The organism is Nocardia arseniciresistens, assembly GCF_046764875.1.
GTDB classification, from domain to species: Bacteria; Actinomycetota; Actinomycetes; order Mycobacteriales; family Mycobacteriaceae; genus Nocardia; species Nocardia arseniciresistens.
Window position 1 is genome coordinate 131221 of the sequence record NZ_JBKORD010000017.1, and the last position, 26866, is coordinate 158086.

The window sequence follows — 26866 nt, forward strand, 5'->3', positions numbered from 1 at the left end:
GAAGTCGCGGGCCGGATCTGGGATAGAGACGTTCGTTTTCGACCCACACGGGGCTTGCTGTCAGGACCCGTCCGGGAACCTCTCGGTGTGTGCGGGGGACGGGGTATGGGCGTTCCAGCTGGCGAGCAGGCGGATCGCGTCGTGTTCGGGTGAGGCCGGCTGTGGGGTGAACACGGTCATGACCTGGTCTGTGGTGGTGTCGATGGTGAGGTTCTCGAAGGGCAGGGTGAGCGTTCCGATCAGGGGATGCCGGAAGACCTTGGTCCCCGCGCGGTGTGTCTTGACGTCGTGGGACGCCCAGCGGGTGCGGAATGCGGGGCTGTGGGTGGACAGCCAGCCGATGAGGGCTATCAGTTCCGGGTCGTCGGGGTGGCGGCCGGCTTCGATGCGCAGGATCGACACCGTGTCCGCGGCGACGCGTTCCCATTCGGGGAACAAGTTGCGGGCCGCGGGCTGGTCGAGGAACAGGAAACGCGCCGCGTTCACCGGGCCGTCGGTGTCGAGCATCGGCGCGTAGAGGGCGCGTCCGAGGTCGTTGGCGGCGAGCAGGTCCAGGCGGGGGTTGAACACGATCGCGGGCAGGTGGTCGATCGAGTCGAGCAGTACCCGGATTCCGGGGCTGATCGTGGCGGTGCTCGCGGGTTTGCGGTGCTTGCGGGCTTCGGGAGTCAGTGCGGTGAGCAGTCGGTCGAGGTGGGCGCGTTCGTCGTCGTCCAGGCGCAGCACCGTGGCGATGGATTCCACGACACCCGGTGAGGGGCCGGTGGCCCGGCCTCGTTCGAGGCGGATGTAGTACTCGGGGCTGATCCCGGCCAGCAGGGCGACCTCTTCGCGTCGCAGGCCCTTCACGCGGCGCCGGGTCCCGGCCGGGGGCAGGCCCGCCTCGGCGGGTGAGACCCGGTCACGGCGGCTGCGCAGAAACTCGCGGACCGCTGCGCGCGCTGCCTCCTTGTCGTCCATGGTTTCGAGCGTAGCTACTGGTGGGGCGGGTAGAGGGACACCGTGAGTACCCCTCTCACCAGAGCCTGTCTCGCTCCGGAGACACGGTGTTGTCTGAGGTCAGGGAAACGGCGCGACGGTGATGCCGCCTTCGGCGGCGGTCGCGGCCATACCTGTGATCAGCACCGACGAACCGACGAAGGAGATATTCGATGAAACCCGCACTTCTCGGCACTCTGGAGGTGTCCCGGATCGGCTTGGGCGCCATGACCATGGCCGGCACCTACACCTCCGGCGGAGCCCTGGACGACGACGAGTCGATCCGCACCATCCACCGTGCCCTCGACCTGGGTGTCACCCACATCGACACCGCCGAGATCTACGGTCCCTTCCACAGCGAGGAGATCGTCGGCCGCGCCATCGCCGGGCGACGCGACGAAGTCGTCCTCGCCACCAAGTTCGGGCTGGTCTCCCATTCCGGCGGCGGGCCCGGCACCGTCGACAGCAGCGCCGCGAACGTGAAAGCCGCGGTCGAAGGCTCCCTGAAACGGCTGGGCACCGACCGGATCGACCTCTACTACCAGCATCGCGTCGACCCGAACATTCCCGTCGAGGAAACCGTCGGCGCGCTGGCCGAGCTGGTCGCCGAGGGCAAGGTCGTGCACATCGGGCTCTCGGAAGCCTCGCCGGAGACGATCCGCCGCGCCCACACGGTGCACCCGGTGGCGGCGTTGCAGACCGAGTACTCGCTGTGGACCCGCGACCCGGAGGAAGAACTGCTGCCGCTGCTGCGCGGCCTCGGTATCGGGTTCGTGCCCTATTCCCCGCTCGGGCACGGCTTCCTCACCGGGCAGCTCCGCTCGCCCGCCGACATCCCCGACGACGATTGGCGCAAGACCAACCCGCGGTTCGTCGGGGAAGCCTTCACTCAGAACCTGCGCCTGGTCGAGGAGGTCCGCACAGTCGCCGACGAGGCCGGCGCCACCCCCGCACAGGTCGCGATCGCCTGGCTGCTGGCCCAGGGCAGCGACATCGCACCCATCCCCGGCACCCGCCGCGTCGCGCGCGTCGAGGAGAACACCGCCGCCGACACCGTCGAACTCACCACCGACCAACTCGCGCGCCTTGACCGGCTCACATCCGCGGTCGGAGCACGCCACGACGACGCGAACATGGCCAGCATCGACCGCTGACAGGTCCACAACCTCACCACCATGGATGATCTCCGGGGCGGGTGGTCAGAACAAGGTGTCGCGCACCCGCAGCGGCCGGTACCCGGTCGGTCCCAACGCGGCGAGCTCGGCGTCGATGTCGACCTCGATCGCGCCGAAGAAATTGATGTTGGCGCTGTTCGCCGGGCTGATATGGGCCAGCACGTCGTCATCGATGCGGCGCCCGGCGCGGCGCATCTGTTCCACGGCAAGCCCGTAATACTCTGTGGTCCAGGCGATCACGGCGTTCGTGGCCAAAGTAAGGCACGACACGATCGGCGCGAACGGCAACATCTCGGTCAGCTTCGCCTTCAGTGAAGAACCGGAACAACTCCTCACGGCTGATATCCGGAAACTCCCGAAGACGCGCCAACTCCTCATCCGCGAACACCCGCGTTGCCACGAAAACTAACCTCCAGCACACCGATCGACCCCATCGGCAGCCAAGCCAAGCACCAACCCAACACATCCGCAGCCCGAGCCACTACGGCACGAAACCACTGGTCAAGCCATTGTCGTTGTTTTTCGCGCGATTACTACCCGAACCCCTTGTCGGCGAGGGCGCGGTAGAGCGAGGCGACTGAGGGGTGCTGGCCGGTGTTCTTGCCGGTTTTGATGGTCGGCTTCCTTACGATGTCGGGTATCGGGGTGCCCTTGTCGCGGAGTGCGCGGGCCAGGAACACGTCGTCCTCGTCGATCACCTTTCGTTTGTGAGAGATCTGAGATGGCGCGACGCCCCTTCGAACGCCGGGGGGTCACTTGGATTCCAGCCGTCCCAGGGGGTGGGCATCGGCAAGGACGGACTGTGCCCTCTCCCAGTCGGTGTGGTCGATCCCGGTGACGTGGCGCAGGAAGGCAAGGGTGACGTGCTGGACGAGAGCGACACGGGCCGGGTCCTCGTCGGTGGTCTGTACGCCGCCGGTCTGTCCAGTAAGACGATCGCCGAGCTCATACCGTGCGTCGTCGACGGCAAGGCCACACCCGAGCTCCTCGACGGTCTGGCTATGCAGCGCGATCGCATCAACCAGAACATCGCGGACCTCACGCACACCCGAGACCGGCTCGACTCGGTCATTGCCGGTGCCACCGCCACCATGCACACCGGTACTTCCTGTCGGCAGAACACTGCCGCGTAGGACAGGCAACGCCTGGACCCCTGTCGCGTACAGCGGATCCGAACCCGCACCACCGGCGGAAACGGAGTAACCGGCGCAGGTCAGGTGCGTGCAGCGAACAGCACGCGCGGTTCCAGGTGCAGCCGGGTCACCGGCGTCTGCTGGCGACCTGAACCTGGCGCGCGCGGGCGTAGGCTTTCAGAGATGCGGATCGGCGAGCTGTCCAAGCGCACGGGCGTAAGTCCACGCTCACTGCGGTACTACGAAGAGCAGGGCCTGCTGACCAGCTCACGCTCCGACGCCGGGCAGCGTCACTATTCCGATGCCGAGGTCCAGCGCGTGTCGCTCATCCGACAGCTGTTCGACGCGGGCATGTCCAGCCGGGTGATCGCCACTGTGCTGCCGTGCGTGGAGATCCCGAGTGACCCGGGCGTCGTTGAGCTGGCGTTCGCGACGATGATGCGCGAGCGCGAGCGGATCGACGCCGACATCGCGCACCTGATCGAGACCCGAGATGCGCTCGACGTGCTGATCAGGGCCAACGTCCGGCACCGGGCGGAGGTGTCCACGGCCCCCGAACCGGTGGCGCGGTCGGCCTGATGCTGTGACCTGCACCTCAGTCGGTTGCCCCTTACATCGATGTGAGGGGTGAGGATGGCTACAGAGCCCCGGAACCACCGGGGTCGGTCATTCGAGAGGCGGCAGAAGATGGTGCAGGCGTGGGGTTTCGGCAGGTATGGCGGGCCCGAGGTGCAGGAGTTCTTCGATCGTCTCGATCCGGTCCCTGGGCGCGGCGAGGTGCTGATCCGGGTTGAGGTCGCCGGCGTGAATCCCCTCGACCACCTGCTGCGCTCGGGTCTGGTCCCCGGGCTCGACGGCGGGCGTCCATTTCCCCGCGTGCTGGGCATGGAGGCAGCCGGAACCGTTCTCGCCCTGGGCGAGGACGTCGACGGGCTCGAGGTGGGTGACGCGGTCTTCGGCTTCGCCTTCACCGGTGGCGGCACCTACGCCGAGACGACGGTGCTGTCCGCACCGAACACCGCGCGCATCCCGGCGGGCCTGTCCGCGACCGTGGCGGCAACACTGCCAGTGGCAGGGACGACCGCGGTGGATGCGCTCGACCAGCTCGGCCTCCCGGCCGGTGCCACGGTCCTGGTCAACGGGGTCGGGGGCGGAGTCGGTCTCGCCGTCGCCCGACTGGCCATCGGGCGCGAGCTGCGGGTAATCGGCACCGGGAGTACCGCCAAGCGAGAGCACGCCGAGGCCATCGGGGTGCGGTTCATCGACTACGCCGCCGGAGACGTCGTCGCCGCGGCACGCGAGCTCGTTCCGGACGGCTTCGACGGGATCGTCGACCTGGTCGGAGGCACCTCGCTACGGACGGTCGCTCCGCTGGCCCGGGATCCCCGCAACATCATTGCCGTCGGTGATTCGTCCGTGCCCGACCTCGGTGGGCGTTTCGTCGAGCGCCGCCTCGACCGCGAGAACCTGGAGCGGGCCGCCCGGCTGGCCCTCGACGGAGTCCTCGCACCCGTGATCACCGCGGTCCACCCGCTCTCCGACGCCCCCGCCGCCCTCGCCACCGTCGAGAACGGTCACACCGTGGGCAAGGTCGTCATCAAGGTGGCATGAGAAGTGCCCGGCCGACCGACGCCAAGAGCGGGCGACCGCGGATCGGGTAATAGCCGTGCCGCCCAACTGGGTCTCGGACCCTCACCGAGCCGTGTGGAGGGCTGGCGCAGCCGCACGGGCGCCTACATTCATGGCAGGTCGGGCGTGGTGAGGATCATCCATCCCAGGAGATGGGCGGCCCGGTCGCTCGTCGGCGTCGGCATGCTGAAAGGCCCGCCCTCCGCGCTCGTGGCCACGCTCGCCACGGAATGCGGGTCCTGGTAGTAATCGCCGAGAATCCAACGAAGTTCGGGATACCCACCGGTAGCCGGTAATTCGGCGGTTCCGGCTGCGGGTCGGGTTGGTTGGTTGGTTGGTGCTTGGCTTGGCTGCTAATCAAGTAGGCCGGGATGCCCAGCGCGGGACCCGGCAGCGACGATCAGCACCGCACCCCGAGGGCCGATCCGATATCCGGTACAGCCAGCCTTGGGCACCTTCGGCCCAGTCTCTATTGCTAGGTTGCGGCAGTGGAGACGACAGGCCTGGACAGGTTGCAGGCATTACTCGCCGGACACTCCATGAGCCCCGATGGGTGGTGGCGCCTGGACCAGGGCGAGGTGGCAGCGTTGCTCGACGAAGTGCGGGAACAGGCCGGTGCCGAAGATCTGAACGTGCGACAACAGATTTGGGATGCCCTGGATCGAGTTGTCGACGAACCGAATCGAGACGACCTCCTCGCACTCGTGATCACGCGTTTCGAGGCGGAACAGTTCCGGAGAGTGCTGACCGACACCGATCCGGAGGTCCGCCGCCGAACATGGCGGTCGCACACAGTGCGGGGCCGGTTCATAGAGGTCGTGATGCAACTGCTGGCGGATGAGCATTTCGACTATGCCTGGCCGGACTGTATCGAGATGCTGCGTGCTCGGACAACATTCGACACCCTTGTCCTCGCCCTCGCGGGAGCGCCGGAAGATGGTTTGCGCAAGCGGCTCTGGGTCGTGCTCGGGCTCCCGGCCGACACTCGTGTACCCGAGTTCCTGCCCGACCACTCGTGTGCGACGCTCGTCCAGTGCACATTCTGCCCGGAGTCCTATGACGAGGTCGCCATACACGAGTGCCGGCATTTTCCCATTGTCGTGACACTGCTGGGGAGTTCGCTCGACGAGGTCCGCCAGCAGGCAATGGAGTCACTGATGGTGTTCGGGCTCGGCGTGGTCGACACGTTGCGGTCGATACCACGAGCACACCGGAAGGTGCGGGGCGGAGCACTGGCCATGCTGGCCGAATTCGGATGGCACCTGCTGCCTCCCCGCGACCTGATGACGCTGGAGCGGCTGATCCGAAGCAAACAGCACGCCGAAACACCCGAACCGCTGGACTTCGCATGCTTTTCCGGATCGTGGTACGCGCTGCCGACCACCGATCAGAACGCCGTCCTGGACGCCCTCGACCTGCGCGACCCGATTTCCGTGACACTGCGAATGGGATTCGCCCCCTTGCGATTCACGCCATGGCAGCGGTCACACCCCATGACCATGTACCTCGAGACCTGGGCAGGCGTGCACGGCTTCGCCGAGTGGAACGCCGAAGCCACCAGGGATGCCTACCTCCGAGATTTCTACCACCAGGTGTTCGTCACCCCGGCACTCGACGGCTGGACACTGGTGTTCCACAAGACCAAGGCACTGCCCGCCGCACTGGACACACCCCTCGAGCAGCAGCGACTCGAAATGTACCTGCGCATGGAGCAATTGAGCCTTCGATTCGGAACAGCACAGTGGTTCGAACAACTACCCGACAGCTACGCGCCGGGAGAATGCTGGAGCCAATGGTGTCTCGCACAGGACGGCGACATCCGCATGCACTGCGTATCATCCGGCGATGTACGGATCCACCGATCCGACGAGATCGACCCGACCGCACCGCTCGACCGACTGTACGAATGGCTGGAAACCAACGGCAACCCATACGGGACACATACCGCACCGGCAGACAACGATCGCGTCGAGGCATATGTGGCCATGCTGCGAGAGCGCGACCACGAACGCTACCTGCCGGACGACGAAGACGAACTCGACTCGGCGAGCACAATCCAAGACCTGGCCTTCGGCGCCCGAGGAGCATCGCGGCGGTTGTCGGTCAACCTCGAAGCTCTCGGCTCGCACACTTGCGTCCAGGGCACCGGAGTGCTGGCCGTACCAGCACACCTACGACACCGGCCACGCCGCGGCGCACTACCGATCTAGCCCGGCACGGGTTCCCGCAAAACCGGACCGCAGCCCCCGCACCCAAGACCTAGTAGGTACCCAGAGGTAAGCGGGTTTCAGGTGACCGAGACCGCATCGCAGGTCCCTCCGGAACTGGCTTGCCCAATCGCTCCGGTTGTCGATCTCGTCTTCAGCCGCTGGACCACACCGATCCTGTAGACGCTCAACGAGTTCGAGCGGATCAGCGCACTGGGACGCGGCCTGGCACCACTTTGCGAAACTCGCCGAATGGTCGGTCAACCTGGACAAGGTCGATCGAGCCCGACAGGACTACGACGCCCGCGACCGCGCCCCTCACCGTCGAACCTGATTCGAGGGAGCGGTAGTGACCTGGTGCTTCGGCACCGGAATGAACGTTCGCGCGGAATCCGGCGCTGATGATTTACGACCGGTGACATTCCCATATTCGGCGTGCTCGTATTCCCTCCGGGAGAGGCCATCTGTGACCGGCTGCCTGCTCCCTGAACCGGCATTGATGAACCCGATCTCGTGGTGTGGGTCTCGCCAGGATGGCGTTGAATCAGCGCCGATCTGTCGAGAACTCTGCTGACTTACCCATCATTGCCACTGGCGGTCGCCGACCGCCGCCACTTCCGCACCTCCGTCGGCGAATATGACCTGACCCGTTACGAAGCGGTTGTCTGCGCTGGACAACCAGCAGATGAGCTCGGCGACCCATTCCGGCCGCCCCGGAAACCCACCGAACGGTTGCGGCGCAGCGGTCTCAACGGCATTTCGCACGGCCTCGTCGGCGAAGATCCAGGAAGCCGCGGGCGTGTCGACGACACCCGAGGCCACCACGTTGAGGGCAATGCCGGTGCCAGCCCATTCGGAGGTCGGGGCGACCCTGCGCACCCAGCGATTCAACCCACGTTTCGCAGCCCCGTAGGCACCGGCCGTGCCGCCCATGGCGGGATCAGCCTCGAGCAAAGCAACAGCGGCAGGCTCGTCGCCGTCGAGACATGCCTGCACGACGCGCTCGTTCGCCGGCGCCAGAGATGAGGTCGACGATACGGCCACGGCGCGGGGCGCGGGGCTGCGCGCAAGCAGTGGCCGAAGACCCTGCAACGTGGCAACTGCACCGAAATAGTTCGTTTCCAGCAGACCGGTTTTCCCCCCGCCGGCGATGGCGAGTACCGCGTCGATCGGCCCGTACTCGTTCACCTGGTCGATCATCGACTGCCGGCCGTCGGGCGTGGACAGATCGGCTTCTATCTCGGCGTCACAGAGGTCGCATCCTATGACCGTGGCGTCGCGTTCTCGAAGCAGAGCGGTGGTCGCTGCGCCGATGCCTGATGCCGAACCGGTGACGACGTATGTTCGCCCAGCGAACCCTGTGTGCGACGACATCGCATCCTCTCATGCCAGGCGTCCGGGCACCCGCGACAGCACTGCCGCGCCCGGTGGCCAGGACGCATCAACACCTTATGCGTATGCCGCTGTCGCGCGGCGGTCGGAGCGAGATCCACTGCGTCAGTTCATGCACCTCGGATGGACGGCCGAATTGCTCGGAGGGCGGCGTAGCTGTTCCAGTCGGTCGCGAGGAGCGAGGCGCGTTGCTGATCTGAACCGGATGGGTCCCAAATCTGTTCTCGCACTTGGCATCCCATCCGTAGAGCGGATCGCAGACGTAGGCGAGGAACGAGCGAATCGCCAGTTGGTAGGACCGCACGGTCGACAACACGACCCCACACCACACGAAGGTCGGTCGACCACTCCTCGAGATGCTGCGGCGTCCACTCCCACGGGAACTCGCCAGAGTGGTCCTGGAAGCGTCGTAGCAGGTCCAACGCGGCAGCTATGTGCGGTGATGAAGACCCGACACCGGCGACATCCGATAATGCCGAGTTCCGTGCGTTGAGCTGGTGTCCGGGACTTCTCATCCAATCGGTGGTTCTATTGCCGTGCCAGCGCGACGGGCGCGCATCGCCCGGACTCGTCCGCGGCTTGCGCACGAGGGCGCGGGGCACCAGCGGCGCCGACCGGTGGGGGCGGTGAATACGCCCCGGCAATCGTGTTCCGGGCAGACTTGCAGGGCGGCGCGTTCAGGGCCGGTCAGGTGATCGACTGCCTGAAAGGCGATGCGGGCGAGCGCGTCACGTGCGGTCGCCGGAGGTTCGCGATGCAGCCGGTCGGTGACGGTGAGACGCACCGGCTCGTCGTGTTCGGCGAGGAACGCGGTCAACTCCGCGACCGCGGCGGCGGGCGGCGCCACACCGTCGACGGTGGCTAACGCCAATGGGCGCAAGGTTTCCCGCAGGTGAATCGTCTGGGTGAGATGGTCGGCGGTGGGTGGATGCTCGGGTCGGAGCTCGCTGCGATCGAGCCACTCGGCCAACCGTGCAAGCGTATCGAGCCGCTCCACCGGGTGTGCACTGAAACTGCGGCCCTTGGTGGCGAGCAGATTCAACCAGGTCGCACCGCAATCGAAGCGGAACGCGTACTTGTCCTCCGTCGTCATGGCCGCAAGCGTAACGCTTAATCCGTTACGGATGCTAGGTTGGTAACGCCTAATCCGTTACATGAGCTTCGAGGTATCCGACCATGACGAACACCACGCCACTGTCCGAACAGTTGACCCCGGCCCGCTTCGACCGCGAGGAGGGTTACAGGATGCTGGATCTGCTGCAGGAACAGGCCACCCAGCGGGCTGCATTGCCCGGCCTGGAGCAGCTGGTTCCCGGCTTCGCCGACTGGGTGGTCACCGCCCTGTTCGGCGGGACCTACCTGCGGGGGCAGCTGTCGCTGCGGGATCGCCAGTTGCTGAATCTGGCCGCGCTCACCGCGTTCGGCGGCGTCGATCCGCAACTGACCGGTCACGTGAAAACCTCTCTGCGGGTTGGTCTCACGCGCGAGGAGATCCTCGAGGTCTTCGCGCATCTGGCGCCCTACATCGGGGTGCCCAAGGCGCTGGCCGGACTGCGGGTGGCCGCCGCCGCGCTCGCCGAGACCGCGGAAGCGACTCCATGACCGGCCTGATCCGCACCGTGCGCGGCGACATCGAACCTGGCAGCCTGGGTATCTGTAATGCCCATGATCATTTGTTCATGCGGTCGCCGCAGCTCCCCGGACAAGAGCTCGACGACGCGCATGCCGCGCTGACCGATCTGGATTCGTTCGCGGCGCTGGGCGGCGGCGCGGTGGTGCAATGGACGCCGTGGGGCATGGGGCAACGGCTCGACCAGTTGCCCGAGCTGTCCCGGCGAGCCGGTGTGCACATCGTCGCCGCCACCGGGCTGCACCAAGCCAAGCACTACGACGCCACCGAATTGGCCGGTGTCTACGACGATCTGGCCGCCTTGTTCGTGCACCAGCTCACCGCGGGCCCGGTGCGTGCCGGACTCATCAAGGTGGCGGGCGCATTTCACCATCTCGACGAGCACACCCGGCATACGCTGGCCGCTGCGGCCGAGGCCCACCACGCCACCGGAGCGCCGATCGGCGTCCACCTCGAAGGCGGCACCGCTGGCCTGGCGGTACTCGACAAGCTCGCCGGAACCCATGGCGTGCCGCCGGACCGGATCATCCTCGGCCACATGCATCGGTTCCCGGACAGCGCAATTCACCGGCAGGTCGCCGCCGCCGGAGCCTTTATCGGATTCGAAGGCCCGTCCAGGGCACACCACGCCGCCGACTGGCGCCTCATGGACATCATCACGGCTCTGGTCGACAACGGTCACAGCGATCGGATCCTGCTCGGGGGCGACACCGTGACCGCCCCCGCCCGCTCCACCGGCGACGGGCCGGGCATGTCATTCCTACTGCACACCCTGCGCCCCCGCATCGAACGCGAACTCGGATCCGAAACCGCCACAGCGATTTTCACCACCAACCCATCCCATGCCTTCGCCGTGGAATGGACCAAATGACCGGTTCGCAGCATCTGACCCCATATCTCTGTTCACGGCCGCCGCGTCGGGCTGGGGAGAGCGCCTACTGAGCCCGGTAGGGCCTTTCAGCGGATGCTCTGTGCGCGAAGGTTATCCGGACATGGCATCTCACTCGCCCCCTCCGCAGCCTCCACCACCACCGCCGCAACCACTTCCGCCACCGCAACCCCCGTCTCCGCCGCCACCGCAACCACCACTGATGTAGCTACCGAGCGCCGCACCACCGCCGTACCGTGCGGCCCGAGCGCGGCCCGCAGCGGTCCAGGATGCGGCGCGTCGGCGCTGACGCAGGAAACGAACGCCACTGATCCCGATCAACACCGCCGCGACGAAGAAGGCCACAGCACCGGCGATCGGGTAGAACCCCACCAACACCGCACCCGCAAGCACAAAAATTACAGCCATCATCATGAACGTCGAAACCTCCCCCGCTCGAGCAGTATCCTCATATTACCTGTGACCACCGACAGATCCGTGGGATATCTTGCGGCAGTGGGTGATCGGTGCAGTGCCGCACAACAGATCCCACGCAGACCGCGTGGGCGGTCGGCGCGCCGGAACGATCTGCGATCGCCACCCGTAGGCTCACCAGGTTCGCCCTGATTACCGGGTCGAATGCCGAAGAGGTTTGGGCGTCCGGCCGGAAGGGAACTGTACCGAGGGGTATAGAAATCTGGAGGTAATGAAATGACGGGCGGACGTCCCCGACAATTCGACCCTGATGCTGCCCTCGATAGGGCGCTGGAAGTGTTCTGGCGCCAAGGATATGAAGGCACGGCCCTCTCGGACCTGACCGAGGCGATGGGCATCAACCGCCCCAGCCTCTATGCGGCCTTCGGCAACAAGGAAGACCTCTTCGGTAAGGTCCTCGACCGCTACCTCGATGGCCCCGGCGCCTACGCCGCGCACGCATTGGATCGCCCATCCGTGCTCGAGGTCGCCGAAGCGCTGGTAAACGGAGCGATCGAGCTGACCGCGGGCCTGAACACACCCCGCGGTTGCCTGCTCGTGAGCAACGTGCACGCCTGCGGCCCGGACACCGACTCGATCCGACGCGAGGTCATCGCGCGCCGCAAAGCGCACACCGACGCCCTGACCCACCGTCTCGAACGCGCGAGAGCCGAGGGCGACCTCCCCGTCGACGCCGACCCGAAAGCCTTGGCCTACTTCATGGCGGCCATCACCGACGGCATCGCCACCCAAGCCGCCAACGGCTGCGAACTCGAAGACCTCCGCCACATCGCGAACCTCGCCCTGCGCACCTGGCCGACCCGAATCCCCACCTGGGCCGCCGACCTCAGCCGACCGGCCTACCGAGCCCGCCCCATCCCAGCACCGACTTCGAAAACGACCTCCGCACCATCGACCCGATCGAGTTGGATACCGACCCGGACAAAGCCGTACTGACCGATCAACGCCAGCGACGGTTGATTTTCAGGACCGACCGACGCGCGAACCACACGCACGCCTGGTTCACCCGCGGCCCGCTCCAGCAACGCCACCAGCGCGGCCCGCGCATACCCGCGCCGCCGAAACCGCGGATCGATGGCATATCCGACTTCGACCATCCCACGCCGATCCGGAGGCCCGTGATACCCGGCGCAACCCACACAGACTCCCCGCAGCGGGTCGTAGACAACGTGTGTCGTCCACGCCGCCACCGCAGAATCCGCGAGCACCTGCTCGTACCGTAACGCCCAGGTGGGCCTGTGCTCCGCGGTCGTGAGATACGCCGAAATCGGAAGCCCGGACTCTTGCGTCGCGGCGACGACATCACCATCCGCCAGCGCCCGCAGTGTCCGCACCCCCGGCTCGACCAAGTCCACCACAACACCCACCCCGGATTCTCTACCCATCACCACTCCTGTTGCGCGCCAACGCCACTCGATCTCGAGACCGTCTACCGCACAGCCGTCGCCACCTCCCAACCTACAACGAGCGTCACCCTCACGCGGCCTATCCCGGGATGCCCTCAACCAGCCACGACACTCCCATACATGAACCTTTCGCCATGGCAGCAGCAGCGAGCTGGCCAGCAGTGCGACCGCGGCGCATCCGATGGCGACGCGAATACTCGTCGCGGCGGCGATGAATCCCCCCAAGGCGATGAACGCGGGTTGGAAACTCTTCGCGCTGATCGACCACGCGGCGCCGACGCGCGCCATGTGGTCATCGGCGATGCGGTTCATCCGATAGGTGGTGAACACCGGATTGAACACACCCGCGCAGACCAGCAGCAGCGTTTCCGCGGTCACGATCATGACCAGCCCAACAGTGTCCGGACCTGCGGTCAGCAGCAACCCAATCCAACAAGTGCGCAGAGATCCGAAGCCCAGCAGCACCGTCCGTTCACCGAACACCGTGACCAGTGGTGTCGTGCACAACGATCCGACCAAACCGCCGAGGCACGGTAGACCAAGGGCGACCCCGTATAGAAGTCCGGCGACAGGCGAATGTCAGTCGTGGCGATGGGTTTCACCGCGCTGCCTCCCATGGCCGGTATTGTCCCGAAGATGCTCGGACAATTCACACTTGCGCGCCTTCGACCGATCACCGCACTCGTCGCTGGTTGGGCGGCCGTTGCTGTGGTGACAATCCCCGCCGCAGCGCAGCAGCCCGTCGCGGCCGGAGAGTTGCGGGTGTGTACGCCGGGTGACTATCCGCCGTATTCGGTGCGCGACGGCGCGGGCGGATACCTCGGGATCGACATCGAGCTGATCCGCGGTCTCGCGGATGTCCTGCGGCGTCCGATCGAGTTCGTGCCGGTGACCTGGGCGTCGCTGGCGGCGGACTTCGCGCCGAAGGACTGTGATGTCGCGGTCGGCGGAATCTCGGATCTGCCTGCGCGGCGCGGGTTCTCGGACTTCTCGATCTCCTACGGAACCGACGGGAAAGCCCCGATCACCCGCCGCGACAGGGGGGCCGACTACGCCACGATCGAGCAGATTAACCAGCCCGGTGTGCGGGTGATCGCGAACCGCGGTGGCACCAACGAGGCGTTCGCGAGCAAGAACTTCCCCGACGCGCAGCTGACCCTGTGGAATGACAACCTCACCCTCTTCGACGAACTCGACCAGGGACGGGCCGATGTCTTCGTCACCGACTCGGTCGAGGGACGCTACCGCGTCCGTGAACATCCCGGTTTGCAGGTCTTGCACCCGGAGCGCCCGTTCGATTCGTTCCAGAAGGTGTTCCTGCTGAAGAAGAACGACCCTATGCTCGCCGCGGCGGTGAACGCATGGCTGGCAACCCAACTCGCCACCGGCGGCGTCGACCGCGCGTTCGCTGGGTGGATCGGCGGCGGCCGTGCTGTGGGAGCCAACTGAGCGCGCCGTCGCCTGGCGGGTCGTAAGCCGACGGCCATGATGTGGGTGCTCGCGAATAACGTTGCACTGCAAGTGAATCGTTGCTGATGCGCACGTCGTCGCCGGAGCCGGTGTTCGGTGAAGCGCGGACCGCACCGGAAGTGGTCTCCTAGGATCGGTAGCGACATGGGTCCGGGACGAGGGGTACAGAGATGACCGACGATGCCAACGTGATCGATCAATCCAAGCCCAGCATCGCCCGGGTTTATGACTATCTGCTCGGCGGTAAGGACAACTTCGTCGTCGATCGGGAGATCGGCGACCATTTCAAGGTCAACCTGCCGGGTTCGGTGGCCATCGCATTCACCAACCGCCAAGCGCTTGTGCGTGCGGTCCGCGCGGTCGCCGACGACGGCCTACAACAGTTCATCGACCTCGGCAGTGGTCTGCCGAGCGCCGATAACGTCCACCAGGTAGCCGAATCACACGCACCCGACGCCCGGGTCGTCTACGTCGACAACGATCCGATGGTCTTGGCGCACGGCAGGGCACTGCTGGCTACCAACGACAACACCACCGTCATCCAGGCCGATGTCCGCGACGCCCAGGGCGTGCGCAACCATCCGGAGGTCGCCAGGTTGATCGACTTCGACAAACCCGTCGCCATCATCTTCAGCGCTATCCTGCATCACCTCAACGACGACGAGGACCCGGCGGCGGTTGTCCGCTACTGGTATGACCAAATCCCTTCCGGCAGTCGCGTTTTCATCTCCCACTTCCGCTCGGGACACAATCCGGAGACCGCCGCCGCCGAAGCGAAACTTCAATCCACCTTCGGTCGTGGCCGCTGGCGCACCGACGAGGAAATCCACGACCTCTTCGGCGAACTCGACCTCCTGGCTCCCGGCATCGTCCCCGCAGCCCAATGGCGCCCGGACCCGGCGACCATCGGGACCCCTGACCGCGAACTCAGCGTTTGGGAACAACTGATCGTCGCCGGGCTCGCCCACAAGCCCTAGCGGCTCGTTGCCAGCCGGGAGCCACCGCACAGAACGTAGTCAAGACGGCTATCTGTTGGCGCAGCTCGGGCCGACCGGGTACCGGCCCCGAGAATGCGCGACACCCTGTTCTGACACGGCCGCAGGTCGGTCCGGAGTGCTGTGCCCAGCCCTGTCACCGCAGCGGGTGAAGGGGTAGCTGTCGGTGGTCAGGACCCGGTAGAAGATCGTTTCGTCATCCTGGTGGCCAGGGGTTGTGAGGAACTGTGGCGGTGGCCGCGGCGCAACTGGTCGCGTTCGGTGGTGAGCGCGGCGTTGGTGTGCCGCAGTTCGGTGTTGGCGTCTTCGAGGTCGAGGATGCGCGCCATCGCGGCCAGGTTGATCCCCTGCCCGGCCAGACCGGCGATGCGTGCGAGCCGCGCCAGGTCGTCGTCGCTGTAGCGGCGGGTGCCACCTGCGCTGCGGGCGGGTGTGAGCAGTCCGTGCTGTTCGTACAGGCGCAGCGAATGTGTTCCCATCCTGGCCAGCTCGGCGGCCACCGAGATCCCGTACACCGCCTGAGCGGGGCCGGGCCGGTGACCGGGCGGCTCGTGGTCGTGGCGCTTGGACAGCATTCTGTTCCTCTCTCTCGCTTTCCAGAGATTACCTCAGCACTTACCTTGCACTCTCCTCTGTAGAGTGCTAAAACAAAATTAAGCCAGATGGCAGAGATTATCTGGCTATCGTTCGATCGTGAATAGAGCGAGCAGGAGGTGGCGACCATGCTGATACGTACCGATCCGTTCCGGGATCTGGATCGTTTGACGCAGCAGGTGTTCGGCACGCCGGCGCGTCCGGTGGCGATGCCGATGGACGCGTGGCGCGAGGGCGATGAGTTCTTCATCGAACTCGATCTGCCCGGTATCGACCCGCAGTCCCTCGACTTGGACATCGAACGCAACGTGGTGACGGTGCGCGCACAGCGTCCGGAGCTGGATTCGCAGCGGTCGATGATCGCGGCGGAACGCACCCGCGGGGTGTTCAGCCGTCAGCTGTTCCTGGGGGAGAATCTCGACACCGATGCCATCCGCGCGGACTACCACAACGGGGTACTGCGCCTGGTGATTCCGGTCGCGGAGACTGCCAAGCCCCGCAAGATCGAGGTCACCCGACACGACGAGCGCCAGGCCATCAACGCCTGACCCCGGGCCACTCCACGCGAGGTACCTGTGATGGTGCACGCGACCGGTCGTTCGACGACCGCGCCCGCCCAGGAGTCTCGCGGCTCGAGATCGCGCTACTGGCGCCCGCCCTCGATCACGGGGAGTGTCCCCCGAGATCGAGAAGGCCCTGCGCCCGACCCGGGACCGGCGGTGGCCGGTCTCCCGGGCACCGTCCGGGCGCGGGGCCGCTCCGCGATATTCGATACTCGAGTGAGAGCGAGGTGATGCCGAAGATAACCAGATACCACGCGAAACGTTCTCGCGCAGAAGTGTTCTCGCGACGAACCGCGGCGGCGGACCGGGCCCGGCGGCTTCAATTTCGGCCTCTGTATGTCCGGACCGGATGTCCGGCACGGGCCCGGCCACTGTGGGTGCCATGAATAGGCCGGTGACGGTTCGCCGTCGGCCGTGGGAGCTTCGCCGAGGTTCGTGGTCACAGTCTTTCTGTCGACGGGTGGGCCCGGTCAGCATCGGGCTTCCGGGCTCACCCGGCCCCTTGACCCGAATCGACCACACGATGACCCACGATGGTGGACTCGAAGGAGGAACCGCCGTGACCGACATCAAGGACATCTTCCCTGCCGGCAGCGACGTCGATCGCGCCGAGCAGAACACTCTGGCCCGCGACAGCGACCGCGATCTGGGCCTGGACACCACTGGCTTGCATCCGCTCGCCGAACGGATCCGCACCGCGTTCGACAGCGCCGAGATCACCGACCGTATCGACCAAGCCTGGATCACCCCTCTGGACTGCGATGCCGACGGCGACGACGACCGCGACAGCCGCACCCGCTGACCGCCTCTCGCGCTGCCCCGCGAACACATGCCTGTGATTCGCAGCGGAAGGTGGCGGTGTTTTCGCGCTGTCCGGTGGCGCCGATAACGAGGGTGCTGTGCGCGATTTCGACGACGGCCTGAGGTGTCGGTGAAATCGTCGGGGTCGTGTTCGAGACCGAGTTTGTGCCAGTGCCGGGACAGGACGAAGGTGCGTTCTTCGCCGGTGAGCGGCCGGTAACCACGTCGGCTACGAGTCGTGAGGCGAGGGCGCAGGCGGCCATGGCGGCGCTGGCTCTCCGGAATTCTCGACCGGTGTGAGGAACCTGCCGTCCGGGCGGTCGGTGCGGTACACCGCTACATCCGAGCCGTACATGTCGGTGATCTCGTGGAGTCGGTGCCGTACCAGCGACAGCGGGCCCTGTTTGGAATCCACGTAGACTTCGCCAGAATTCACGTCTGCGACCACCCCGGAATGTGTGAGGACTGAGTCGGCGTTCCGATAGACGACAACATCACCCGGAACCGCCGCACCGATATCGGATATCCTGCGGAACCCGTTGTCCGACAGGATTCTGTCGACCCAAAGCCCCCCCAGCCACCCCGCTTCGCCGTCGCGGCTGAAGGTGTACCCGTGACAGTTGTAGTGGGGGTTGATCGATCCGATCGACTCGAGCCGATCAAGCCGGACACCGCTTTCGATGTTTCTTTTGAACAGTTCGGTCAGACCGGCTCGACTGCTGAAGATCCACGGATCATCGGGGGCCGTGGCCGTGGCCTCGTAGAGGGTTCTCGGCGGAATCACCGTTCCCGTATCGGTCGCGTGGGTGCGCAGTGTGATCGGGTCGGTGGCCCACCCTGTTCTGACAACATGTGCAGCTACCTCATCGGGCGTCGGGATCTGATCGCCGCCGTGCGCTGACACCGACGGGTCGCTGTTCGGACGCGGTCCATGGCCGGGGTCACCCGCGACAGACAACGCTTGCCCGGGCTGAGCTGCAAGTTCGGCGTCACGGTCTCGCAAGGCGTCCGCGGCCTCGGCTGTCGTACCACTGTGCCGCCGCCAGTTGTCGGCGAAGGCTCTGCTGGCATTCGTCAAAGTCTCGGAGAGTGAATGCGCGAGGTCGGCACCTTCCGACTCACACTCCCGAACAATGATCTCCTTCTCGGGTCGAAGCCGCCGTCCGGACAGCCGTGCGACGAGTATGCATGCGGTGGCGGCAGTCTCGGCCAACAGCAGTTGCACACGATAGCGATTCCTGGACCGAACCCGACGGCCGCGCCGGAGCGTCCGGATACGATCGTTCACGAGACACTCTGCGGCGAAGAGGTTCGCAGGTCGCCTCTGTAATGCTTGCCGTGTACGCACCAATGTCAACCTGTCGGGGGTTCGCAATACACTCCGCGCCATGCGAATCGGCTACGGACGGGTCTGCACCCGCGACCAGCATTTCGAAGTGCTGCAGCCTGTCCCAGTGATCGCACATCGCGGCATCACTGATCGCTGAACATCCGCGTCAGTTCAGTCGGCCGTCCATGGCCGCAGCTTCTCCGGGTTCCGGATCACCCAGATGCGAGTAATCCGGCCGTCTACGATATCGAAGGCGTAGACCGAGACGACGGTGTCGTCGAGCCGCGCTATCAAGCCGGGCTGGCCGTTCACCGTATGCTCCAGCAGGGTTGGCGCGGGACCATAGGTGGCGATTTCCATCCAGGCGTCAGCGACCTGCTCGCCGCCGTTGATCGGAACGAGGAAGGCCAGTGCCAGACCGCCCCCGTCGGCCGTCGCGATCACGTGCGGGTCGAGCAGGCCGATCAGCGCCTCGATATCCTTTGTCTCCCAAGCCCGTTTGAAATCCCGGACCACCTCGGCGCGCTCGACGCTCGAAGGGCGCCGCGAGGTATCGATACGGCGGCGGGCGCTGGAGGCGAGCTGACGGCAGGCCGCAGGGGTGCGACCGACGATGTCGGCAACCTCGGCGAAGGAATAGCGGAACACGTCGTGCAGAACGAACGCCACCCGCTCGGCCGGTGTCATGGAATCCAGCACGACAAGGAAGGCCATGCTGATCGACTCATCAAGGGTGACCCGGTCGGCGGGATCGACGGAATCGGGACCACCGAGCCATTCGGACCGGCCGGGTACCGGCTCCGGAATCCATTCGCCCACATAGCGTTCCCGCCGGGCGCGTGCCGAGCCGAGCAGATCGAGGCAGATCCGGCTAGCGACCGTCGTCAACCACGCGCCGGGCGAGGCCACCTCCTGCCGCTGCCGCTCGGGCATCGCATACCAGCGCACGTAGGTCTCCTGCACCACATCCTCGGCCTCGGCCAGGGACCCGAGCAGCCGGTAGGCGAGATTGATCAGCTGACGGCGTTCACCGTTCACTCCGGGCGGATGCAGGTCTGTCATGGTCGGCTCCTTCGGTCTGTGCGTCCCTCATCGACTCGACGAATCAGCGACCCGATTTGTGAGGTGGCCTGACATTCCGGACGGCTGTGTCGTCGGAAGGTCGTGACACGTTCAGCAAACCAGGAGTTCCGGGCATGATCGGAATCGGCATCATCCTCGGCAGTACCCGGCCCAACCACAGGACGCCCAGAGGGTTCCGGACTCGGCGTCGCAGAGCACCGCCCTGCCACCGCTACGGCGGCCCGCCACCGATACTCCCGCACATCGACTCCGAAGGAACCAATCATGATGACGCCGAACGACTTTCAGTCACACACTGACCGTATCGAGGTGGATGAAGTCGAGATTCGCCAGCAAATCGACAAGGCAGTCGAAGGACTGCGAGCCAAGGATCTCGAAGCACTGAGACAGCTGTACACAACCGACGTCGTGTCCTTCGATGTCGAGCCGCCGCTCCAACATGTCGGGATAGCGGCGAAACTCGAGAACTGGGCCAAGGTCTTCATGTTCTTCGAGACTGTGACCTATGAGGTCCGCGACCTGACGTTCACCGTAGGCGACGATGTGGCATTCGGGCACGCCTTTGCTCGTCTCAGCGGCACACTGAAGGACGGGACCGCCACGAGCGGTATGTGGGTCCGGGTCACCTACGGCATGCGGAAGATCGACGACACCTGGTTGATCGCGCACGATCAGGTGTCGGTGCCGCTCGACATCGCGAGCGGGAAAGGCGTGGTCGACCTCGAGCCCTGACGGGTCGCAAGAGTGTTGTCGGGACCGTCACTGTGCGGGCGGGCTTTCGATGCGGCGGGCTCGAGCCCGCCCGCACCGGTCCTCGATCCAACTAGGTGAGGCTGTGCGGCGTCACGACGAGGATGTCCGACCACAGCGCACGACACAACGGCAAGGCCGTAACCCACCCCTCCCCCTTCAACATATATCGCACCAGGGGCCTTGCCACAAGACCCCGGTCATGCCGCAGAATCTCCAGCCGCAGCCAGAAACTGCGGAAACAACGCAACCTGTCGAATGGAGGTCTACATGATCGATGTGATCATCGCCGGTAGCGGACCGACCGGCTTGATGCTGGCCGGCGAACTGCGGCTGCACGGCGTACACACGCTCATGCTGGAGAAGGACACCGAGCCGACCAGGATTGTCCGCGCGCTCGGCCTGCACGTGCGCAGCGTCGAGATGATGGACCAGCGCGGTCTGCTGGAACGGTTCCTCGCGCTCGGCAAGCAGTACCCGGTCGGTGGTTTCTTCGCAGGCATCCCCAAGCCGTCGCCCGAGCGGCTCGACACCGCACATCCGTACACTCTCGGCATCCCACAACCCACCACCGACCGTCTGCTGACCGAGCACGCCACCGAACTCGGTGTCGAGATCCGGCGCGGCTGCGAACTGGTCGGGTTGAGCCAAAACGAGAACGGGGTGATCGTCGAGCTGGCCGACGGCACGCAGCTGCGCTCGCGCTACCTCATCGGCTGCGACGGCGGCCGCAGCACGGTACGCAAGCTGCTCGGAGTCGACTTCCCCGGCGAGCCGAGCACGGTCGACACGTTGTTGGGAGAGGTGGAGTTCACCGCGTCACCCGAGACGGTGAACGCAGTGGTGACCGAAGTCCGCAAGACCCAATTACGTTTCGGCGCAGGGCCTCTCGGAGACGGGGTATACCGCGTCGTCACGCCCGCCGCGGGAGTAGCCGACGACCGCGCGGTCCCGCCGACCCTGGACGAGCTCAAGCAGCAACTGCGCGCGACCGCAGGCACCGACTTCGGCGCCCACTCGCCGCGCTGGCTGTCCCGGTTCGGCGACACAACCCGGCTGGCCGAGCGCTACCGGGTCGGGCGAGTGCTGCTAGCAGGCGACGCGGCACACGTCCACCCACCGGTGGGCGGGCAAGGGCTCAACCTCGGTATCCAGGACGCGTTCAACCTGGGCTGGAAACTCGCCGCCGAGATCAACGGCTGGGCACCGGAGGGACTGCTCGACAGCTACCACACCGAACGGCACCCGGTAGCCGCCGACGTGCTGAGCAACACTCGCGCGCAGATGCAGCTGCTGTCCCTCGAACCGGGTGCCCAGGCCGTGCGCCGACTGCTGTCGGAACTGATGGACTTCGAGGACGTAAGCCGATACCTGACCGAGAAGATCACCGCGATCGGGGTCCGCTACGACTTCGGCGAAGGCCACGAACTGCTCGGCCGACGACTGCGCGATATGAAGCTGAAGCAGGGGCGCCTCTACGAACTGATGCACGGCGGTCGCGGGCTACTGCTCGACCAGACCGGCCTGCTTTCGGTGACGGGCTGGGCAAACCGGGTCGACCACATCGTCGAGGTCAGCGAGGAACTGGAGGTGCCCGCTGTGCTGCTGCGGCCCGACGGCCACGTTGCATGGGTCGGTGAAGACCAACAGGACCTGCTCGGCCAGCTGCCGAAGTGGTTCGGCGCTGCCGCCAGCTGAGCGCGCAGTTGTGGCCCGAGAGGGCTTCGGCCGATCGATACCCCATGTTCTGCAAACGGATCGCCACCATCCACAAACGCGGCATTCCCAGCTGATGAGCTGGGAGGAGTGCGCGCCGCTGGCCGAGCAGTTCTGCGCGCAGGCTGGGATTCCCGTCGAGGCCGGGGAGACGTTCAGGGTTCGAGGTGGCGCGGTGAGCACAGGCCGCCGATCAGGCACAGCGCCGCCCCGAGCGTGGCCCAGACGACCAGGACGGTGACGGCGGAGGTAGCGCCGCGGCCGTCGAAGAAGGCGGTCGATACGTCTACGCCGCCGGTGACAGCGTCTTCGTCATCGGCGACAATGGCCTGCCGTACCCGATGTCGTGCGCTTCGGCAGGACCAACCAGCAAGGCGGCGACGGCTGCGATCATCGGGGACCTGACCGGCCGCAAAGTCTCGCCGACCACGTTCTCCTACATAGGCAACCACATCAGCCTCGGCCGCAACGATGGGCTCTTCCAGCTGGTCGACGGTAACGCGCAAGCGAAGCCGGGAGCCCTACGCGGCTGGACGGCCGCGCGCGTCAAGTCGGCGATCATCGATACCGCCGCCTGGGCTGTGAGCCACCCGACCTTCGGAAGACCGAATCATAAGTACCGCTCGGCCGCCACCCAAAAGCACTCACCCAGCGGGGCCACCGCATAACGGAGTGCCCATCAACACCGCCACCGTGGCGCGTTTCGAGGCCAGCCGCAATCGGCTGGCCACGCTCGCCTACCCAAGCGTCGAATCGTTCGTCGATGCCGTGTCCTCGGTCCGGACCGAAACGCTGGTTGCGCTGCTGACCGACGACGCGACCGGAATTTCCGACAGCGCCGGGCTGGGGCTAGGGCTGGCCGAGAAGCTGATCCAGTACTCGACCCCGGAGCGACACGGTCGCCTCAGCGAGCAATCGCAGCGGCGCCAACAGATGTCCCGCTGATCGAATCCTGGTAGCTCACCGTCCGACGCTCCATTGCGCCTGCATCAGCTGGTGGGCCGAAACATCAAGCGCGGCGGCGTAATTCGAAGATACGGAATTCGCGGCCACCGGAGAGCTCGCACTCCATCTCGTAACCGGGCCAGAATTCGACAGCCAGGTCCCAGACGCGTTTGCGGTCGACGCCGGTGACTTCGTTGACGGTGACCTCGAGCTGCTCGGACTTGGTTCGGACGGTGGCGGCAGCGGCGGCGCGGAGATTGGCCGACCATACCGGATGCTTCGCACTGCCCCAATTCGAGCCGAGAACAAGGAAATTCGCGCCGTCCGGGACATACAGCAGTGACGTGCTGCGTGGGAGTCCGGTTTTGCGGCCGGGGACAGTGATTTCGATCGACGGCAGCCCCGCAAGATCGAGGATGCCTCGCTTGCCACCACTCACCCGCCGCACCACACGTTCCAGCCGCAACACCACCGGCGCAATGCGCATGACCCAGCGTCGCGCGGCCAGCCGTCGAGCGACGCGAGGCAACGGGTTGGACACCATCCTCGAATCCTTTCAGACATCGCCAGCGAACAACTCACCCGAACCGCCCAGTGAGACCACCCTCACTGGGCGGTTCGGCTAACCCGTGACGCATCGCGGACGCCGACCACCAAGTGTCGTCGCAACCGAGTGCTACCTATCTGCTTTGCCCGAAATGTCGGCCGCAAACCTAAGTGGTCGCGGGCGGGTGGCTGACGGCCAGCTCGGGCACCGCGCCTGTATAGCGTTCGATCTCGACCAGAGCGAGCTGTCCGATACAGCCCTGGCTCAGGGCCGAGGTGCCTCGGTCCCTGGTCAGCACGTTCGGGTTACCGTGCCGGCAGAAGGTGGGATCGTCGGGGTCCGGGTCATACCACGCGCCGGTGGACAATTGCACGACACCGGCGCGTACCGCGTCATCCACCACGACCCCCGCCAGACAACTGCCACGGTCGTTGAAAACGCGCACGATATCGCCGGCACCGACACCACGGGCGTCAGCATCGTCAGGGTGCAACCGAACCGGTTCTCGCCCAACAATTTTCGTCGACTGACTGTGCGCACCGACATCGAGTTGACTGTGCAGTTTGGTGCGCGGCTGGTTGGCGATCAACTGCAACGGAAACCGCGCCGCCCTCGGCCCGCCCAGCCATTCCTCGGGCGCCATCCACACCGGATGGCCCGGGCAGTCGGCATAACCGAAACCCTCGATGGTTTCGGAAAAGATCTCGATCTTCCCGCTGGGAGTGGTGAGCGGGAAGCGTTGCGGGTCGGCACGGAACTGCGCCAGCAGCACCTCGTCCGCGTCGGGGACCCGCAGATCGATCTTCTCGCTATCCCAGAACACGTCGAAATCCGGTACGTCCGCACCGACGTCCGACTGCCACCGCTCATAGAGATGGCGCAACCACTCCCACGATGTGCGGCCCTCGGTGAATTCCTTGCCGATACCGATCGTTTCGGCCAGCTCGGCGAAAATCGCGTAATCGTCGCGCGCCTGAGCGTGCGGCTCGGTCAGTGCGGGCATCGGAAAGAAGACCCGGTCGTTCTGCCCGGCTCCGTAATCGTCGCGTTCGATGGACATCGTCGCGGGCAGCACGATGTCGGCGTGCCGGGCGGTCGCGGTCCAGAACGCGTCGTGCACGACGACGGTGTCCGGCCGCGCGAACGCCGCACGCAACCTGGCCAGATCCTGATGATGGTGAAAGGGATTCCCACCGCACCAGTACACGAGCTTGATCTCCGGGTAGGTCAGCGTCTGACCGTTGTAGTCGTAGTCGGCACCGGGATGCAGCAGCATATCGGCGATCCTGGCCACCGGAATGAACGTTTCGACACCATTGCGGCCCTGCGGAAACCTCGGCACCGAGTGCTCACGCGCCGCCTCGCCGACATGCGCCGTCGATCCGTAACCATGACCGAAACCGCCACCGGGCAGCCCGATCTGACCAAGCATCGACGCAAGCACCACCCCGAGCCACAACGGTTGCTCACCATGCTCGGCCCGTTGCAGCGACCAACTGATGGTGACCATCGTCCGCGCCGCCGCCATCTCCCGCGCCAACCCCCGGATCCTGTCAGCGCGCAGCCCGGTAATCGACGCCGCCCACTCGGGATCCTTCACTATCCCGTCGCCCGCACCCCGCAGATAGTCGGCGAACCGGTCGAAACCGACAGTGTAGGTGTCCAGAAACCCTGTGTCCGCCAACCCCTCCGCGTCCAACACCTGCGCCAATGCCAGCATCAACGCAGCATCGCTACCCGGCCGCGGCGCGATCCACTCGGCCTGAGCCTCGCCGGGAATATCGTCACGCAACGGACTGATCGACACGAACCGGCAGCCACGCGCCCGCGCCGCACCGATCCACGTACGCGTGTTGTGGCGAGAAACTCCGCCCGGTGACACCGCCGCATTCTTCGGCGACAACCCACCGAAGGCCACCACCAACTCCGCATGCCGCACGAGCACACTCTTCGCTGTGGCATGCCCTTCGATCACCGACATATCGGCGATCACGTGCGGCAAAAGCACACTCGACGCCCCCAAGCTGTAGCTGTTCACATGCCGCACATATCCGCCGAGACAGTTCAGAAACCGATGCACCTGACTCTGCGCGTGATGAAACCGCCCCGCACTCGCCCACCCGTAGGACCCGCCATACACCGACTCCGCACCATGCTCGCGATAGACCCGACTCAGCTCACCCGACAGCAACCGCACCGCCGTCTCCCACGACACCGGAACAAACGCCTCGTCACCACGTCGAGCAGGTCCCGGCCCGTGCTCCAACCACCCCCTGCGCACATACGGCTGATCGATCCGAGTCCGATGATGCTGTGCGGAAGCGACATTATCGATCAACGCTGTCGGCTCCGGATCGCCGCGCCACGGCCGCACCGAGGTCAACCGCGCACCGTCACTGCCAGCCTCGAACACTCCCCAATGCGTCAGATGCGTGGTCATCCCACCACCGTAGATCGATCTCGACCAACCGTCCGCACCGAAACACCACCGCCAACTCGACCACAGCCCGCCGACGACCTCCCTGCCACCCCGCACACACACCGACACGCCGTTATAGTCGATGGCGTGTCATTCGTGCAGCCCGCACTCGATCGAATCCCAGAGCCCTACCGCTCCAAAGCGATCCAGCATCGCGAACTGCTGAAGTTCGCCGCCGTCGGCGCCATCACCTGGTTCATCGACACCGGCGTCGTCTACACGGTCAAACTCACCGTCCTCGGCGAAAAACCACTCACCGCACGACTACTCGGCGTACTGATCGCCACCATCGCCTCCTACATCCTCAACCGCGAATGGTCCTTCCGAACCAGAGGCGGACGACAACGCCACCACGAAGCCGCACTCTTCTTCGCCATCAGCGCACTCGGCATCGGCGTCACCCTACTGCCACAAGCCATCTCGCTCTACGCACTCGACCTCAGAGTCCCCCACGTCGGACCACTCACCCAAGCGATCGCGAACTTCATCACCGGCCAGATCCTCGGCGTGCTACTCGCCATGGGCTTCCGCTTCTGGGCAATCCGCCGCTTCGTCTTCCCCGACGACCTCGACGAAGCCGAAATCCACAGCCTCTGACCACTCCCGCACCATCTGTACCTTTGATGACAAGCACACCGTGCGTCCACCAGCGGAAAGGATGCAGCCCCTTGTCGATCGGC

The 26866-nt window shown here is 65.7% G+C and carries 28 protein-coding genes and 1 pseudogene; 15 read left to right on the plus strand and 14 right to left on the minus strand.

What is annotated here, in order from left to right; genetic code table 11:
* Positions 1–60: 60 nt before the first annotated feature.
* A complete protein-coding gene (locus ACLMAJ_RS28935; protein WP_412017015.1) occupies positions 61–960 on the minus strand; it encodes a helix-turn-helix transcriptional regulator in 900 nt (299 codons plus the stop codon).
* A gap of 191 nt (positions 961–1151) precedes the next feature.
* On the opposite strand from ACLMAJ_RS28935, the gene ACLMAJ_RS28940 reads away from it, so the two are divergent.
* Positions 1152–2132 (plus strand): aldo/keto reductase, encoded by a 981-nt coding sequence (locus tag ACLMAJ_RS28940; protein ID WP_412017016.1) that lies wholly within the window; start codon positions 1152–1154, stop codon positions 2130–2132.
* Between the two features lie 45 nt (positions 2133–2177).
* Here ACLMAJ_RS28940 and ACLMAJ_RS28945 read toward each other — a convergent pair.
* The 3 genes and pseudogenes from ACLMAJ_RS28945 to ACLMAJ_RS28955 form a co-directional block, all read right to left on the minus strand.
* Positions 2178–2417: pseudogene (locus tag ACLMAJ_RS28945) on the minus strand (Tn3 family transposase); the annotation flags it as partial.
* A 269-nt stretch (positions 2418–2686) separates the two neighbouring features.
* Positions 2687–2851, minus strand: coding sequence for a hypothetical protein (locus tag ACLMAJ_RS28950; protein WP_412017017.1), 165 nt, complete (start codon positions 2849–2851; stop codon positions 2687–2689).
* 54 nt (positions 2852–2905) lie between these two features.
* Positions 2906–3250 (minus strand): hypothetical protein, encoded by a 345-nt coding sequence (locus tag ACLMAJ_RS28955; RefSeq protein WP_412017018.1) that lies wholly within the window; start codon positions 3248–3250, stop codon positions 2906–2908.
* Between the two features lie 219 nt (positions 3251–3469).
* Between ACLMAJ_RS28955 and ACLMAJ_RS28960 the strand changes: the two genes are divergently transcribed.
* From ACLMAJ_RS28960 to ACLMAJ_RS28970, 3 genes are all read left to right on the plus strand, one after another.
* On the plus strand, positions 3470–3865 hold the full coding sequence (locus ACLMAJ_RS28960; RefSeq protein WP_412017019.1) for a MerR family transcriptional regulator: 396 nt from the start codon (positions 3470–3472) through the stop codon (positions 3863–3865).
* A 108-nt stretch (positions 3866–3973) separates the two neighbouring features.
* A complete protein-coding gene (locus tag ACLMAJ_RS28965; RefSeq protein ID WP_412017020.1) occupies positions 3974–4897 on the plus strand; it encodes an NADP-dependent oxidoreductase in 924 nt (307 codons plus the stop codon).
* A gap of 506 nt (positions 4898–5403) precedes the next feature.
* Complete coding sequence (locus tag ACLMAJ_RS28970; protein WP_412017021.1) at positions 5404–7125, plus strand: hypothetical protein; 1722 nt, start codon at positions 5404–5406, stop codon at positions 7123–7125.
* Between the two features lie 579 nt (positions 7126–7704).
* Here ACLMAJ_RS28970 and ACLMAJ_RS28975 read toward each other — a convergent pair.
* Together ACLMAJ_RS28975 and ACLMAJ_RS28980 are read right to left on the minus strand one after the other, a co-directional pair.
* Complete coding sequence (locus ACLMAJ_RS28975) at positions 7705–8496, minus strand: SDR family oxidoreductase (RefSeq protein ID WP_412017022.1); 792 nt, start codon at positions 8494–8496, stop codon at positions 7705–7707.
* A 529-nt stretch (positions 8497–9025) separates the two neighbouring features.
* Positions 9026–9607 carry a CGNR zinc finger domain-containing protein gene (locus tag ACLMAJ_RS28980; protein WP_412017023.1) on the minus strand — a complete coding sequence of 194 codons (582 nt, stop codon included), beginning with the start codon at positions 9605–9607 and terminating at the stop codon, positions 9026–9028.
* 83 nt (positions 9608–9690) lie between these two features.
* Between ACLMAJ_RS28980 and ACLMAJ_RS28985 the strand changes: the two genes are divergently transcribed.
* Positions 9691–10116, plus strand: coding sequence for a carboxymuconolactone decarboxylase family protein (locus ACLMAJ_RS28985; protein ID WP_412017024.1), 426 nt, complete (start codon positions 9691–9693; stop codon positions 10114–10116).
* Entirely contained in the window at positions 10113–11015 is a 903-nt protein-coding gene (locus ACLMAJ_RS28990) for a phosphotriesterase family protein (RefSeq protein WP_412017025.1), read from the plus strand. The genes ACLMAJ_RS28985 and ACLMAJ_RS28990 overlap by 4 nt, the downstream gene beginning before the upstream one ends.
* A 129-nt stretch (positions 11016–11144) precedes the next feature.
* Here ACLMAJ_RS28990 and ACLMAJ_RS28995 read toward each other — a convergent pair whose 3' ends face one another.
* On the minus strand, positions 11145–11447 hold the full coding sequence (locus tag ACLMAJ_RS28995; protein WP_412017026.1) for a hypothetical protein: 303 nt from the start codon (positions 11445–11447) through the stop codon (positions 11145–11147).
* Between the two features lie 276 nt (positions 11448–11723).
* On the opposite strand from ACLMAJ_RS28995, the gene ACLMAJ_RS29000 reads away from it, so the two are divergent.
* Entirely contained in the window at positions 11724–12443 is a 720-nt protein-coding gene (locus tag ACLMAJ_RS29000) for a TetR/AcrR family transcriptional regulator (RefSeq protein ID WP_412017027.1), read from the plus strand.
* Here ACLMAJ_RS29000 and ACLMAJ_RS29005 read toward each other — a convergent pair.
* Positions 12347–13420, minus strand: a complete 1074-nt coding sequence (locus ACLMAJ_RS29005) for a GNAT family N-acetyltransferase (protein ID WP_412017028.1) — start codon at positions 13418–13420, stop codon at positions 12347–12349. The two genes, ACLMAJ_RS29000 and ACLMAJ_RS29005, sit on opposite strands and share 97 nt — an antisense overlap.
* A 69-nt stretch (positions 13421–13489) precedes the next feature.
* Between ACLMAJ_RS29005 and ACLMAJ_RS29010 the strand changes: the two genes are divergently transcribed.
* On the plus strand, positions 13490–14362 hold the full coding sequence (locus ACLMAJ_RS29010; RefSeq protein ID WP_412017029.1) for a transporter substrate-binding domain-containing protein: 873 nt from the start codon (positions 13490–13492) through the stop codon (positions 14360–14362).
* 191 nt (positions 14363–14553) lie between these two features.
* Positions 14554–15360, plus strand: a complete 807-nt coding sequence (locus tag ACLMAJ_RS29015; RefSeq protein WP_412017030.1) for an SAM-dependent methyltransferase — start codon at positions 14554–14556, stop codon at positions 15358–15360.
* 188 nt (positions 15361–15548) lie between these two features.
* On the opposite strand, the gene ACLMAJ_RS29020 is transcribed toward ACLMAJ_RS29015, so the two are convergent.
* Positions 15549–15953: a MerR family transcriptional regulator gene (locus ACLMAJ_RS29020; protein ID WP_412017031.1), complete on the minus strand. Its 405-nt coding sequence runs from the start codon at positions 15951–15953 to the stop codon at positions 15549–15551.
* Between the two features lie 147 nt (positions 15954–16100).
* Between ACLMAJ_RS29020 and ACLMAJ_RS29025 the strand changes: the two genes are divergently transcribed.
* A complete protein-coding gene (locus ACLMAJ_RS29025; RefSeq protein WP_412017032.1) occupies positions 16101–16520 on the plus strand; it encodes an Hsp20/alpha crystallin family protein in 420 nt (139 codons plus the stop codon).
* Between the two features lie 574 nt (positions 16521–17094).
* Positions 17095–17337, plus strand: coding sequence for a hypothetical protein (locus ACLMAJ_RS29030; protein WP_412017033.1), 243 nt, complete (start codon positions 17095–17097; stop codon positions 17335–17337).
* A gap of 228 nt (positions 17338–17565) precedes the next feature.
* Here ACLMAJ_RS29030 and ACLMAJ_RS29035 read toward each other — a convergent pair whose 3' ends face one another.
* Both ACLMAJ_RS29035 and sigJ read right to left on the minus strand, forming a co-directional pair.
* Entirely contained in the window at positions 17566–18561 is a 996-nt protein-coding gene (locus ACLMAJ_RS29035) for a CHAP domain-containing protein (RefSeq protein ID WP_412017034.1), read from the minus strand.
* Between the two features lie 276 nt (positions 18562–18837).
* A complete protein-coding gene (gene sigJ, locus ACLMAJ_RS29040; RefSeq protein ID WP_412017035.1) occupies positions 18838–19728 on the minus strand; it encodes an RNA polymerase sigma factor SigJ in 891 nt (296 codons plus the stop codon).
* A 285-nt stretch (positions 19729–20013) separates the two neighbouring features.
* On the opposite strand from sigJ, the gene ACLMAJ_RS29045 reads away from it, so the two are divergent.
* Positions 20014–20481 (plus strand): YybH family protein, encoded by a 468-nt coding sequence (locus ACLMAJ_RS29045; protein ID WP_412017036.1) that lies wholly within the window; start codon positions 20014–20016, stop codon positions 20479–20481.
* Between the two features lie 288 nt (positions 20482–20769).
* On the plus strand, positions 20770–22197 hold the full coding sequence (gene rox / locus ACLMAJ_RS29050; RefSeq protein WP_412017037.1) for a rifampin monooxygenase: 1428 nt from the start codon (positions 20770–20772) through the stop codon (positions 22195–22197).
* A 173-nt stretch (positions 22198–22370) separates the two neighbouring features.
* Here rox and ACLMAJ_RS29055 read toward each other — a convergent pair whose 3' ends face one another.
* Complete coding sequence (locus ACLMAJ_RS29055) at positions 22371–22721, minus strand: hypothetical protein (RefSeq protein WP_412017038.1); 351 nt, start codon at positions 22719–22721, stop codon at positions 22371–22373.
* A gap of 166 nt (positions 22722–22887) precedes the next feature.
* Between ACLMAJ_RS29055 and ACLMAJ_RS29060 the strand changes: the two genes are divergently transcribed.
* On the plus strand, positions 22888–23160 hold the full coding sequence (locus ACLMAJ_RS29060) for a hypothetical protein (protein WP_412017039.1): 273 nt from the start codon (positions 22888–22890) through the stop codon (positions 23158–23160).
* A gap of 64 nt (positions 23161–23224) precedes the next feature.
* On the opposite strand, the gene ACLMAJ_RS29065 is transcribed toward ACLMAJ_RS29060, so the two are convergent.
* A complete protein-coding gene (locus ACLMAJ_RS29065; protein WP_412017040.1) occupies positions 23225–23704 on the minus strand; it encodes a nitroreductase family deazaflavin-dependent oxidoreductase in 480 nt (159 codons plus the stop codon).
* A 169-nt stretch (positions 23705–23873) separates the two neighbouring features.
* The gene (locus ACLMAJ_RS29070) at positions 23874–26147 is read right to left on the minus strand and encodes a molybdopterin-dependent oxidoreductase (RefSeq protein ID WP_412017041.1); all 2274 of its coding nucleotides are present in this window, start codon (positions 26145–26147) and stop codon (positions 23874–23876) included.
* A gap of 126 nt (positions 26148–26273) precedes the next feature.
* Between ACLMAJ_RS29070 and ACLMAJ_RS29075 the strand changes: the two genes are divergently transcribed.
* Entirely contained in the window at positions 26274–26783 is a 510-nt protein-coding gene (locus ACLMAJ_RS29075; RefSeq protein WP_412017042.1) for a GtrA family protein, read from the plus strand.
* The last annotated feature ends 83 nt before the right edge of the window (positions 26784–26866 follow it).

Coding starts and splice junctions, on each gene's coding strand:
- ACLMAJ_RS29065 (WP_412017040.1), bottom strand. CDS start 23,704: ATGGTGTCCAACCCGTTGCCTCGCGTCGCTCGACGGCTGGCCGCGCGA.
- ACLMAJ_RS29025 (WP_412017032.1), top strand. CDS start 16,101: ATGCTGATACGTACCGATCCGTTCCGGGATCTGGATCGTTTGACGCAG.
- ACLMAJ_RS29000 (WP_412017027.1), top strand. CDS start 11,724: ATGACGGGCGGACGTCCCCGACAATTCGACCCTGATGCTGCCCTCGAT.
- ACLMAJ_RS28960 (WP_412017019.1), top strand. CDS start 3,470: ATGCGGATCGGCGAGCTGTCCAAGCGCACGGGCGTAAGTCCACGCTCA.
- ACLMAJ_RS28965 (WP_412017020.1), top strand. CDS start 3,974: ATGGTGCAGGCGTGGGGTTTCGGCAGGTATGGCGGGCCCGAGGTGCAG.
- sigJ (WP_412017035.1), bottom strand. CDS start 19,728: ATGACAGACCTGCATCCGCCCGGAGTGAACGGTGAACGCCGTCAGCTG.
- ACLMAJ_RS29020 (WP_412017031.1), bottom strand. CDS start 15,953: ATGCTGTCCAAGCGCCACGACCACGAGCCGCCCGGTCACCGGCCCGGC.
- ACLMAJ_RS28975 (WP_412017022.1), bottom strand. CDS start 8,496: ATGTCGTCGCACACAGGGTTCGCTGGGCGAACATACGTCGTCACCGGT.
- ACLMAJ_RS28940 (WP_412017016.1), top strand. CDS start 1,152: ATGAAACCCGCACTTCTCGGCACTCTGGAGGTGTCCCGGATCGGCTTG.
- ACLMAJ_RS29015 (WP_412017030.1), top strand. CDS start 14,554: ATGACCGACGATGCCAACGTGATCGATCAATCCAAGCCCAGCATCGCC.
- ACLMAJ_RS29070 (WP_412017041.1), bottom strand. CDS start 26,147: ATGACCACGCATCTGACGCATTGGGGAGTGTTCGAGGCTGGCAGTGAC.
- ACLMAJ_RS29010 (WP_412017029.1), top strand. CDS start 13,490: ATGTCAGTCGTGGCGATGGGTTTCACCGCGCTGCCTCCCATGGCCGGT.
- ACLMAJ_RS28995 (WP_412017026.1), bottom strand. CDS start 11,447: ATGATGATGGCTGTAATTTTTGTGCTTGCGGGTGCGGTGTTGGTGGGG.
- ACLMAJ_RS28990 (WP_412017025.1), top strand. CDS start 10,113: ATGACCGGCCTGATCCGCACCGTGCGCGGCGACATCGAACCTGGCAGC.
- ACLMAJ_RS28985 (WP_412017024.1), top strand. CDS start 9,691: ATGACGAACACCACGCCACTGTCCGAACAGTTGACCCCGGCCCGCTTC.
- ACLMAJ_RS29045 (WP_412017036.1), top strand. CDS start 20,014: ATGATGACGCCGAACGACTTTCAGTCACACACTGACCGTATCGAGGTG.
- ACLMAJ_RS28935 (WP_412017015.1), bottom strand. CDS start 960: ATGGACGACAAGGAGGCAGCGCGCGCAGCGGTCCGCGAGTTTCTGCGC.
- ACLMAJ_RS28980 (WP_412017023.1), bottom strand. CDS start 9,607: ATGACGACGGAGGACAAGTACGCGTTCCGCTTCGATTGCGGTGCGACC.
- rox (WP_412017037.1), top strand. CDS start 20,770: ATGATCGATGTGATCATCGCCGGTAGCGGACCGACCGGCTTGATGCTG.